Source organism: Buttiauxella noackiae ATCC 51607 (genome assembly GCF_001654865.1).
GTDB lineage: Bacteria > Pseudomonadota > Gammaproteobacteria > Enterobacterales > Enterobacteriaceae > Buttiauxella > Buttiauxella noackiae.
The window spans coordinates 18,795-27,163 of record NZ_LXEO01000036.1; the positions used below are offsets into that span (position 1 = coordinate 18,795).

At 48.0% G+C, this 8,369-nt stretch carries 6 protein-coding genes and 1 other RNA gene; all 7 read left to right on the forward strand.

Annotated elements, in window-relative coordinates:
* The first annotated feature begins 103 nt into the window (after nucleotides 1-103).
* Complete coding sequence (locus M979_RS12460; protein ID WP_064555110.1) at nucleotides 104-1,510, forward strand: TolC family outer membrane protein; 1,407 nt, start codon at nucleotides 104-106, stop codon at nucleotides 1,508-1,510.
* Nucleotides 1,507-3,693 carry a type I secretion system permease/ATPase gene (locus M979_RS12465; protein WP_064555111.1) on the forward strand — a complete coding sequence of 729 codons (2,187 nt, stop codon included), beginning with the start codon at nucleotides 1,507-1,509 and terminating at the stop codon, nucleotides 3,691-3,693. The genes M979_RS12460 and M979_RS12465 overlap by 4 nt, the downstream gene beginning before the upstream one ends.
* 7 nt (nucleotides 3,694-3,700) lie before the next feature.
* The gene (locus M979_RS12470) at nucleotides 3,701-4,864 is read left to right on the forward strand and encodes an HlyD family type I secretion periplasmic adaptor subunit (RefSeq protein ID WP_122974029.1); all 1,164 of its coding nucleotides are present in this window, start codon (nucleotides 3,701-3,703) and stop codon (nucleotides 4,862-4,864) included.
* 57 nt (nucleotides 4,865-4,921) lie between these two features.
* Nucleotides 4,922-5,284, forward strand: a transfer-messenger RNA (tmRNA) gene (gene ssrA, locus M979_RS12475).
* A 203-nt stretch (nucleotides 5,285-5,487) separates the two neighbouring features.
* Entirely contained in the window at nucleotides 5,488-6,678 is a 1,191-nt protein-coding gene (locus M979_RS12480; protein WP_064555113.1) for an integrase domain-containing protein, read from the forward strand.
* 22 nt (nucleotides 6,679-6,700) lie between these two features.
* Entirely contained in the window at nucleotides 6,701-7,564 is an 864-nt protein-coding gene (locus M979_RS12485; RefSeq protein WP_064555114.1) for an HAD family hydrolase, read from the forward strand.
* Nucleotides 7,561-8,211, forward strand: a complete 651-nt coding sequence (locus tag M979_RS12490; RefSeq protein ID WP_064555115.1) for a hypothetical protein — start codon at nucleotides 7,561-7,563, stop codon at nucleotides 8,209-8,211. Before M979_RS12485 ends, M979_RS12490 begins: the two co-directional genes overlap by 4 nt.
* Nucleotides 8,212-8,369 lie beyond the last annotated feature (158 nt).

Below are 8,369 nucleotides of genomic sequence, written 5' to 3' on the forward strand. Positions count from 1 at the left end.
AATCGGTGGATGGCGCTGGCGCTTATCCCCCCAACAACACCGATTAGGTGGTCGGATAGGCGCAAGCCGCCACCCGACATTAAACATTTTATAGGGATAAAATATGGGAAGATTACAGCCTGTCGCGTTATGGCTGGCATGCAGCCTGTGTGTAGCCCAGACGTATGCCGATGACACTCCACAGTTCATTTCCACGCAGGGACTTGCCGAACAACAAGAACTCCCTGCACTTGACGGCTCTTCTTCACTGCCGCTAAACGCCCCCGCGCCCGGCACTCTCACCCTCAACGATGCGGTAAACCGCGCTGTTACCTGGCACCCGAGTATTCACGAAGCCATCGGCAAACTCGCTGGCCAGTCTGAACAAGTCAACGTCGCAAAATCGAAATACTATCCACAAATCAGCGCGGGTATGAACAATGGCTATAGCAACAGTTACACAGACAGCGGCTTTAGCCCGTCGTTAGTGTTGTCCATTTCCCAGATGCTCTATGACTTCGGTAAAGTTTCAAGCCAGGTGCGCGCTGAAAGCGCAGGTGTTGCCCAGGAACAAGCCAACGTACTGGTCAGTATTGATAACGTCGGCCACGATACCTCTGTCGCCATGGTTCAGGTGCAGATGTGGCAGCAGATGGTGGACATTGCTAAAGAACAGTTAGATGCCTTGAGTGCGATCGGCCATTTGACCCAGCAGCGTAATGATGAAGGCGCCACATCAATGTCCGATGTGGTGCAAACCAATGCACGTATTGAGTCCGCACGTTCACAGCTGATTCAATATCAGGCCAACCTCGACAGCTCTCAGGCCACATTAATGAGTTGGCTGGGGTGGAATAATCTCAACGGTATCAGCAACGAATTCCCCGACAAACTCGGCAAAAGCTGTGATGTTGCCAAACCGGACGACCGCCTGGTGCCCGCCGTTCTGGCGTCCTGGGCACAGGCAAGTGTTGCACAGGCTAACCTCGATTACGCCAATGCGCAGATGACACCGACTATCTCGCTGGAGCCTCAGGTTCAGCACTATCTGAACGATAAATACGCCAGCCATGAAGTGTTGGATCGCACCCAATACTCTGCATTTATCAAAGTCGAAATGCCGCTTTATCAGGGTGGCGGTTTGACCGCGCGCCGCAATGCCGCAAGCCATGCGGTTGAAGCGGCGCAATCCGGCGTTGAGCGTACACGCCTTGATATTCGCCAGAAGCTCATGGAGTCGCGTAGCCAGGCTCTTGGCCTGATGGGGGCAATTCAGGTTTTACAACGCCAGGAAGAGTTAAGTGCGCAGACGCGCGAGTTGTACCAACAGCAATATCTCGGTTTAGGCTCACGCCCACTGCTAGATGTGCTCAACGCCGAACAGGAAGTCTTCCAGGCGCGTTTCGCTCAGCAGCAAACACTCAGTCAACTTCATCAATTGCAGCTCAACTGCCTGTATAACAGCGGCCGGTTGCGCAATGCATTTGGTCTGGAACATCGCACCATCCAGTCACTGGAGATCCAGCCATGAGCAACATACCCCCACCGGTTGATGAACGACTTACCGAACAAGCACTGAGCAACTGGGCGCATGCTATCAGCCATGTTGCTGCACACTATCGCGTCGTATGTTCGCCAGGCACTATTCAGGCTAACGCGCCGTGGTTTAAAGATAAGGGCCTGCTTTCAGCCCTGACACAGTTATCACGCCAGGCCGGGCTTTCATTTCACCTATTGAGCGCTCCTGAACTCGCAATTGCACAATGGCGACTGCCCGTTATTGTCGACTTAAAAAATGGGCAACTGGCGGTTATCGAACATTTTGACGGTGAGGATACCGTTGATATCTGCGTGATTGATAATGAACGCCAGACCAACCGTGTAGCACTCAGTGAACTCCTGCCAGAAATCCGCTTTGTTGCTGCTCTGCGCCCACTTTCAGCGCTTAAAGATAGCCGTGTAGATGCGTATATCTCGCGCTTTAGCCCGGACTGGCTAAAACAGCTGGTGATGCAGGATTGGCGGCCCTACGGCCCGGTGATGTTCGCGGCGTTCCTCGTCAATGTGTTGTCACTTTCCGGCATTATTTTCTCGATGCAAGTCTACGATCGGGTGATCCCGGCGCAATCATATCCCACCCTTTATGTGCTTGCGTCCGGCGTGATGCTGGCGGTGGTATTTGGTTTTTTGCTGCGCGTGGCGCGTGGCCATATTATGGATGTCCTCGGCAAGCGTGCAGATATGCGCATTTCCGACCGCGTCTTCAGCCATGCGCTGCGCCTGCGTAACAGCGCGGTTCCCCGCTCTACCGGCAGCTTTATTTCTCAGCTTCGCGAGCTAGAACAGATCCGCGAAATGATCACATCATCGACGATCTCAACGATCGTCGACTTACCGTTCTTTTTCATGTTTATCATCGTTCTTGCGATCATCGCGCCACAACTGGCATGGATAGCACCTGTCGCTGCGGTCTTGATGGTGCTGCCAGGCATTCTGCTGCAAAAAAAGTTGGCGATGCTTGCCAACCAGTCGGCGCATGAATCGACCTTACGCAATGCGGTGTTGGTCGAGAGCGTGCAAGGGCTGGAAGATATTAAGCTCATGCAGGCGGAAAACCGCTTTTTGCAGCAGTGGAACAGCTACATCCGCATTACGGCGGAATCCGGTCTGCGCACCCGCCAACTGTCACAAGGATTGATTAGCTGGGGAATAACCATTCAAAGCCTGGTGTATGCGGCAGTAATTTTGTTTGGGGCACCACTGGTCATTGAAGGTGATATGACAACCGGCGCAATGGTTGCCGCCTCTATGCTTGCATCGCGCATGATTGCGCCAATGGCAAACCTGTGTGGCGTGCTGGCCCGCTGGCAACAAGTCAAAGCAGCGAAGCAAGGGCTGGACAGTATTATGCAGTTGCCTGTGGAAACTCAGCGCGACGAAAGCCTCGTGCACCAGGACATCTTTCACGGCCATTATCTGTTTGAAAACGCGCAGTTTCGCTACCACAGCGACGACCAACGCATTCCTTTACGCATCTCTCGTTTAGAGATCCAGCAAGGTGAAAGAGTGGCAGTGCTGGGGCGCAACGGCGCGGGCAAATCCACACTCTTGCAGGCTTTAGCTGGCGGGGTCGATTTAGTCAGCGGTGACGTGCGCCTCGACAATCTGAGCATGACGCAAATTGATATGGCTGATTTGAGGCGCAATATCGGTTTCCTGAGCCAGAACGCTCGACTGTTTTACGGCACGCTGCGTGAAAACCTTACCCTGGGCGCACCGCATGCCAGCGATGAAGCCATCTTCGAAGTGCTTGAAATTAGCGGCGCAGGCAACTTTGTTAAGCATCTGCCAAAAGGGCTCGACCACGCCATTATGGAAGGCGGAACCGGGCTTTCAGGCGGCCAGCGTCAGTCCATCCTGTTGGCCCGCATGTTATTACGCTCACCCAATATTGTGCTGCTCGATGAGCCCACAGCTTCGCTTGACGACCATACCGAACGCGAATTTATTCAGCGCCTGGGGCAATGGCTCGGTAATCGCACTTTGATAGTCGCCACACACCGTGTACCGATGCTGGAGCTGGTGGAACGTGTGCTGGTACTTAAGGAAGGACAACTGGTGATGGATGCACCAAAAGCGCAGGCTCTGAGTAATAGCCGCGCCGCCGCGCAAGCAAACGGACGGGAGTGGAAAAATGAAAACCAGTCAGCGTGATGCCGCCATTGATGATCCGGATATTCAGCGAGAAAGCGAGTTTTCCGGGGCAAGCCGCATTATCATCCTCAGCGTTTTACTGTTTATTTTGCTCGGCGTCTGGGCGTGGTTTGGCACTCTTGATGAGGTTTCGACTGGTACCGGGAAAGTCGTGCCTAGTTCACGTGAACAAATACTCCAGTCCCTCGACGGCGGTATTGTCACTGAAGTATTAGTGCATGAAGGCGACAAAGTTCAGGCAGGGCAAATTGTTGCCCGGCTTGACCCAACACGCTCAGAATCAAACGTTGGCGAAAGTGCCGCACGTTACCGCGCATCGCTTGCCTCCAGCGTGCGGCTTAATGCGGAAGTAAGCGATCTCCCGCTGGTCTTCCCTGATTCACTCAAAGCCTGGCCGGATCTCACCGCTTCCGAAATGCGCCTGTATAAAAGCCGCCGCGCACAACTCAATGACTCTACAGCGGATATACAAGATGCGCTGGTATCGGTTAACAAAGAGCTGGCGATAACTCAGCGCCTGGCAAAAAGCGGTGCCGCCAGTAACGTTGAAGTGCTGCGCCTCCAGCGGCAAAAAAGCGACCTGCAACTCAAAATCACCGACCTGCGCTCGCAATATTATGTGCAGGCACGTGAAGAGCTTTCCAAAGCAAACGCCGAAGTAGACATGCTTTCCGCAATTATCAAAGGCCGCGAGGATTCGGTGAGCCGCATGACAGTGCGCGCCCCCATGCGTGGCATCGTAAAAAATATCCAGGTGACCACCATCGGCGGCGTTATCCCCCCCAACGGTGAAATGATGGAAATCGTCCCGATTGATGACCATCTACTGATTGAGGCGCGCCTCTCGCCGCGCGACATCGCGTTTATCCACCCAGGGCAGCGCGCGCTGGTGAAAGTCACCGCCTACGATTACGCCATTTACGGCGGGTTAGAAGGTGAAGTGGAAACTATCTCCCCGGATACCATTCAGGACAAAGTTAAACCTGAAATCGTCTACTACCGGGTATTTATACGCACCCAACAGGACTACCTGCTGAACAAAGCTGGACACCATTTTTCAATTTCGCCAGGTATGGTCGCCACCGTCGACATCAAAACCGGGCAAAAAACCATCGTCGATTACCTGATTAAACCGTTTAACCGCGCCCGCGAAGCGCTGCGCGAGCGTTAACAGGGATGAGGGGTAGTCAGTGGAGCTACAACTCTGTTATACTTACAAAACACTTGTGGGGCTGATTCTGGATTCGACGGGATTCGCGAAACCCAAGGTGCATGCCGAGGGGCGGTTTGCCTCGTAAAAAGCCGCAAAAAAATAGTCGCAAACGACGAAAACTACGCACTAGCAGCTTAATACCCTGCTTAGAGCCTTCTCTCCCTAGCTTCCGCTCTTAAGACGGGGATCAAGAGAAGTCAAACCCAAAAGAGATCGTGTGTAAACCTTGCCTGGGGTTGAAGCACTAAAACTAATCAGGATAGTTTGGTAATGGCGTGTCTACCCGCAGTTGCCCGGCGAATGTAAAGATAGACTAAGCATGTAGTACCGACGGCGTAGTAATTTCGGACGGGGGTTCAACTCCCCCCAGCTCCACCAAAATTCTTTGTTGATGGTCACCAGAGCCTGATATGAAGTCCTGAAAGCCCGCACAGCGTAAGCCTTGCGGGCTTTTTTGTATCTATATTTGTGCATAGCGGCCTTAGAAGAACCCGCTGAATTCGGTGTTAATTGGTATACATTTTGGTACACGGCAAGGTGCAAGCCTAAAAACGTATACCAATTCACGAAGGTGCGGCCGTATGACGCTAACAACTTGCCCTTTTGCACACACCGATGTTCTAAGCGAGGAAGTACTGTCGCTTCATCATATTGAAGGTTTATTCCTCATCGTAAAGACGACCGGAAAAAAGCTCTGGCGCTTTCGGTATCAACGACCGGCCACCAAAAAAAGAACGATGGTTGGTTTAGGTTCCTTCCCTGCCCTTTCGCTTGCCGATGCCCGAGCATTACGGGCTGACTATCTTTCATTGTTAGCCAAAGGCATCGACCCACAGGTTCAAGCAGAGGTCACAGAGGAACAGCAGCAAATTGCCCTCGACAGTATTTTCTCCACCGTGGCCGCTAACTGGATTCAGCTCAAAAGCAAAAGCGTTACCCCGGATTACGCAAAAGATATTTGGCGTTCTCTGGATAAAGACGTGTTCCCCGCCATTGGGGATATCCCTGTTCAGGAAATCAAAGCTAGAACGTTAGTTGAAGCACTTGAACCTATCAAAGCACGTGGAGCACTTGAGACAGTTCGCCGTCTGGTACAACGCATAAACGAAATCATGACTTACGCAGTTAACACCGGTTTGATTGATTCAAACCCAGCATCTGGTGTTGGTATGGCTTTTGAGCGGCCTAAAAAGCAAAACATGCCAACCTTACGACCAGAAGAACTGCCAAAGCTAATGCGTTCACTTGTCATGTCTAATCTTTCAGTTTCGACTCGCTGCCTAATCGAATGGCAGCTCCTGACACTTGTTCGCCCTTCTGAGGCTTCTGGTACTCGGTGGGAAGAGATCGATCTCGATGCGAAACTATTGACAATCCCGGCAGAGCGGATGAAAGCAAAACGTGAGCATATTGTTCCTTTGTCTACCCAGGCGTTAGACATCCTTGGCATTATGAAACCTATAAGTGCTCATAGAGAATATGTTTTTCCAAGCAGAAATGATCCAAAACAACCTATGAATAGCCAAACTGCTAATGCAGCTTTAAAACGGATTGGATATGGGAACAAATTAGTAGCGCATGGACTCCGTTCAATAGCAAGTACTGCAATGAATGAAGCTGATTTCAATTCTGATGTTATTGAAGCGGCCTTAGCGCGCTCAGATATAAATGAAGTTAGAAGAGCATATAATAGATCAAATTATTTAGAGCATAGAATAAAATTAATGGAATGGTGGGGCTTGGCTTGTAAAACAAATTACTTGATGAAATAATAATAAATTAATAGGAGATTATATGAAGAGCGTATTAATAACAGATCTTGACAATACATTATTCGATTGGTTTACCGTTTGGTATGAGAGCTTCAATGCCATGTTAAATGAGACTTCGGAAATAAGTGGAGTACCCGTCGAAAAATTAAAAGCAGAAATAAGAAAAATACACCAAAAACACGGCACTGCAGAGTACGCATTTGTTTTAGAGGAAATACCATCCCTTATATCTAAATATGGAAATCGTGATACCATAAATAGTGCACTTGATGAGGCAATACACGCTTATCGTAGTGCTAGAAAAAAACACCTGACTTTGTACCCTACCGTAATGGATACATTAACAACACTCAAAGAAAAAGGTGTTCTAATTATAGGATACACTGAATCCAAGGAATTTTACTCTAACTATAGAATATCAAAACTGGGTTTAGATGGAATAATCGACATACTCTTTTCGCCTGAAGATCATGAAGTTCCACATGGTGTAATTACACAACAGAAATATGATCTTAAAATCACCAAAAATGAGCATACGCCAAAAGGAGAGATAAAGCCTAACCCTAGAATCCTTAAAGATATCATTCAATCTGTCAACACGCTTCCTGAGAACTGTGTGTATATTGGTGATAGTGAGATGAAAGATATTGCTATGGCGCAAGAAGCAGGAGTAGATGACGTATTTGCTCGATATGGTACAACTCACTTCATCGATAACCTTGAAGGGTACAATCTGTTAAGAGATGTAACACATTGGACGAATGATGATGTCGAGCGTGAAAAAAAAATTAAAGATGAAAATAAAAATACACATGCCAATTATACAGTAGACAAATTCTCTGAAATATTGGATATTTTTAGTTTTATGGAATATAAGAAAAAATGAGTGACGATACTGAACAAAAAAAGCCAGATCTAGAATTGCTTAAAATTAAAGTCGACATTTGGAAGCAAGTCATTAACACACAGCAACATTTCAATGACCTTGCAATGAAGATAAGAAATTTCGCGATTTTAATCTTATCGGCTTTCATCGGTGCAATTGGAATAAGTTTTAAATCAGGTTTTGCCCTGCCTTTTTTTGGGCACTCCACCTCTGTTTCAACCATCTTATCTTTTGGCGCAGCAATAATATGGCTACTATTCTTTTTTGTTGATGTGTATTGGTACCACCCTTTATTAATTGGGGCAGTTAAAAAAGGGATTGCTATCGAACAATCCATAGGGCACGGTCTTGAAAGTGTTATTGACTTAACGCAAGCAATAGGTAAGGAAAGCCCTAAAAAAATTAATTTTAAAATATTCAACTGGACTTACTTCACAAAGGATCTTCACAGTAAAGATAAGGCTAAACTATTTTACTTAGGGGTGTTTTGGATATTACTTATATCAGCCATCATACTAGCATTTGTTGACACGCCAGATTCGGCGAAAAAGAATACGGGTGAAAATACTGGCTCATTTATAAAATTACAATGTAAAAGAACAATTAATTATGACGGAGTAGATTGTACTATAGACTCAAAGAAATAAATCAAATAAGGGCCTGTAATTATAGGCCTTTATGCCTCCTTCAATTATCAAAAAGATTAGGGTATAGATGTTTTAATTCACTTTCAACTTTCAAAGTAAATTCTTTATCTTTTTCTTCATCTGGCTTTATGTGATACTTTTCAAACACATCTCTAATT

Coding starts and splice junctions, on each gene's coding strand:
- M979_RS12460 (WP_064555110.1), top strand. CDS start 104: ATGGGAAGATTACAGCCTGTCGCGTTATGGCTGGCATGCAGCCTGTGT.
- M979_RS12465 (WP_064555111.1), top strand. CDS start 1,507: ATGAGCAACATACCCCCACCGGTTGATGAACGACTTACCGAACAAGCA.
- M979_RS12480 (WP_064555113.1), top strand. CDS start 5,488: ATGACGCTAACAACTTGCCCTTTTGCACACACCGATGTTCTAAGCGAG.
- M979_RS12485 (WP_064555114.1), top strand. CDS start 6,701: ATGAAGAGCGTATTAATAACAGATCTTGACAATACATTATTCGATTGG.
- M979_RS12490 (WP_064555115.1), top strand. CDS start 7,561: ATGAGTGACGATACTGAACAAAAAAAGCCAGATCTAGAATTGCTTAAA.